Here is a 2742-nt window from a genome sequence, read left to right on the forward strand (position 1 = left end):
GGCCAGCACCACCTTCTGCTGGTTGCCGCCCGACAGCGTCGAGACGGGGTCGTCGAGCGAACCGTAGGTCAGTGCCAGCCGTTCGATCAGTTCTTGGAGCCGGGCCTCGTTGTTGCCGTTCAGGTCGAGCAGGCCGAAGGGGGCGCGCCCAAGAACCGCCAAGCGCAGGTTTTGCGCCACCGACATGCTGGGGATCAACCCTTCGGTCTTGCGATCCTCAGGCACGAGCGCCAGACCGATATCGGATTGCTTCACCCTCGGCGGCTGCAGACCATTCAGTCGCTTGCCATTGAGCGTGATGCGGCCCGTCACGCCGCGCAGCACACCGAAGACAGCATGCATGATCTGCTGCTGTCCCTGCGCGTCCAAACCGCCGAGCCCGACGATTTCGCCGGCGCGCGCGGCAAGCGACACGTCGACAAGCTGGCTTTGCCAACTGACGTTCGACACATCCAGAACGAGCGGCGCCGTGTCGGGCACAGGCGGGCGGCGCGGCGGAAACAGCTCTTCCAGCGAGCGGCCGATCATCAGGCCTACGATCTCATCGGTCGTGCGCGCGCCGACGTCGAAGGTCTCGATATGCTTGCCGTTGCGGAAGACGGATATGCGGTCGGCGATGGCGTCGACCTCGTGCATGCGATGCGAGATGAAAAGGATCGCGACGCCCTGCTCCTTCAGCATTCTGAGGACACCGAACACCGTTTCGACGAGTTCGCTGGTCAACGCCGAGGTCGCCTCGTCAAGGATAAGAAGCTTGGGCTTGCGGAACACGGCCTTGGCGATTTCCACAAGCTGGCGTTCGGACAGCGACAGGCCCGAGACGCGGGCGCCGAGCGGGATCGACCTGGCCCCTACGAGGTCCAGCGCCTCGCGCGCCTCCCGATAAACGCCGCGCTCGATCAATCCCATCCGGGTGCGAGGGGCGGCAAGCACGATGTTGTCGCCGACCGAAAGGTGCGGCATCAGTGACAGTTCCTGGAACATGCAGACCGTGCCCTGTTCGGCCGCCTCGCGCGGCGAGGAAAAGCGCACCGTCTGCCCGCCGATGGAGATCGTTCCTGTGTCCGGCTGGATGACACCGGCCAACAATTTCATCAGCGTCGATTTGCCGGCGCCATTTTCGCCGAGAATGGCGTGCACGCGTCCCGGCTCGCAGCGGAAATCCACCATAGTCAACGCCGGAACGCCACCGTAGGATTTCGACACCGATTTCAGTTCAACATAGCGGTCGGCCATGCGCGCTCCCTGCCGTCGACCCAGCCGGCGCAGACGCCGGCCAGGTTCGTGTGTCATTGCCTAGTTGGCGTTATCGGCCGTCTGGCCGTTCAGCTCATCCGGCGTGAATACGGGGAAGCACTGCGGAAAGCCGGTGGCCGTGTAGAAGGTCTTAGGCAGGTTGGGGTAGAAATCCTGGCCCTCTGCCAGGTCCGCATTGTTCTTCTGCGGGATAGGCAGGAAAACCTTCTGGGGCAGCGCGTTGCCTTCCAGCAGCACGACCGAGGCCTCCAGCGCCATCGCGGCCAACGCCGGCGCCTGGGCGGCGGTGATCCCCGGGTACTTGCCTTTGTTGACCAGCATCCGCGTGCCGTTGCCGGCGTCGAAGCCGACCGGGACGACCGGGTGCTTCGCTGCGGCCAGCGCCTCGAGCGCGCCAACGGAGCCCTCCTGGACAACGATGCCGTCAAAATTGCCGTTGGTGGCGATGGCGTCGGACGTCACTTTCGACGCCGTACCCACGTCCCAGTCGCCCTCGACCTTGACCGCCTTTAGATCGGGGTACTTGGAGAAGACCTCGCTGAAGCCCGCTTGGTTGTCGCGGTCGACGCTGTTGCCGGGGACGCCATCGATTTCCAGAACCTGACCCGAAACATTGCCCTTCTTGGCCTTGATGCCATCGACCACGGCCTGCGCCTTGATCCGGCCCAGTTCGACCTGGTTTTCATTGATCTGCACGACTTGGTCGGAATCGAGGACGTTGTCATAGGTGACCAGCACCACACCGGCTTGCTTGGCACGCCTCACGACTGCGTCGAAGGCGGTGGGATTGACGGCATTGATGATCACGGCGTCGTAGCCGGCGGCGATGAAGTTGTCGATCGCAGAGATCTGCGCCGTGGAATCGTTGCCCACCGATATGATCTTCAGTTCGGACAGCTTGGACTTGTTCTCGGGACGGGCGCCCCAGGCTTTGGCGGTCTGGATTGAGTTGGCACGCCAATCGTTGCCGACATAGCCGTTGACCAAGGCAATCTTGTAGGGCCCGGACTTCTTCGGATACGAGATCACCGAAGCACTGTCTGGCGCAGAAGCGTAGCAGTCGGGCTTGTAGGTGTCCTGCGCCCAGGCGCTTGTGAACATTGCGGTGGATGCTGCAAGAGCGCCCATCATCAGAAGTGCAATACGTCTTTTCATTTCATTTTCCTCCCGTCTGTCGGCGACCATCGCCGGTTTTCAAATTGATCCCCCCGCAGTTACCGCCGCGGAGGCCGAATTCTTGGAATGAGCGCACATGGTCGGATCATGGGTTCTGCTGCCTTCGACGCCGGTTCAACGAGACGGCAATGATGATGATGGCTCCCTTGATCACCTCCTGGATGCTGGTGGAAAGACCGAGCACGAGAAGACCAAAGCCGAGAATTCCAATGAAGATTGCACCGACGRCGGAACCGACAATTGATCCATAGCCGCCGAAGAGACTTGTCCCGCCTATGATCACGGCCGCGATGACGTCGAGTTCAAGAC

Annotated in this window: 2 protein-coding genes and 1 pseudogene; all 3 read right to left on the minus strand. The window is 62.1% G+C overall.

The features are described 5' to 3' along the window. Window positions 1–1236 (minus strand): sugar ABC transporter ATP-binding protein (locus ACXJ7R_RS29375; protein ID WP_457154888.1); only part of this gene is annotated, 1236 nt, incomplete at its 3' end. Window positions 1237–1296: 60 nt separating this feature from the next. Continuing rightward, complete coding sequence (locus tag ACXJ7R_RS29380; RefSeq protein WP_457154889.1) at window positions 1297–2412, minus strand: sugar ABC transporter substrate-binding protein; 1116 nt, start codon at window positions 2410–2412, stop codon at window positions 1297–1299. A gap of 106 nt (window positions 2413–2518) precedes the next feature. Continuing rightward, window positions 2519–2742 (minus strand): annotated as a pseudogene (locus ACXJ7R_RS29385) (ABC transporter permease); the annotation flags it as partial.

It is taken from the genome of Mesorhizobium sp. P5_C1 (assembly GCF_054049815.1).